This window comes from Halorubrum sp. Atlit-28R (genome assembly GCF_003665955.1).
Classification (GTDB): Archaea; Halobacteriota; Halobacteria; order Halobacteriales; family Haloferacaceae; genus Halorubrum; species Halorubrum tropicale.
The window spans coordinates 1-431 of the sequence record NZ_QPLS01000311.1; the positions used below are offsets into that span (position 1 = coordinate 1).

The window sequence follows — 431 nt, forward strand, 5'->3', positions numbered from 1 at the left end:
AAAGGTATTCTTGATAAAGAAGGTACTAAAGTAATTAAAGGGAAGACTAAATTCGCAAACGCAGTAGTGAAAGTATATTCAGAACTGGGTGAAGAACAATTGTTCCCTGATTTACAAGTTAATGAATAAGGTGAATTTAACTTTGACTCACATGGTGCTGGGTTTAGATTACAAAATGGAGAAAAGCTTAACTTCGCAGTAGTTGATCCAATTACTGGTGACTTGTTAAGTAATGAGTTTGTTTCAAAAGAGATTGATATTGAAGAAACACCTGAACAAAAAGCGGATCGTGAGTTTGATGAAAGAATGGAAAATACACCCGCTTACTACAAGTTATATGGTGATAAAATAGTTGGTTTCGATACTAATGATTTCCCAATCACTTGGTTTTATCCATTAGGTGAAAAGAAAGTTGAACGTAAGGCACCAAA

1 pseudogene is annotated in these 431 nt (G+C 34.1%); it reads left to right on the top strand.

Going from position 1 to position 431, the window contains the following annotated elements:
• Window positions 1-431: pseudogene (locus DVK06_RS18070) on the top strand (FKLRK protein); the annotation flags it as partial.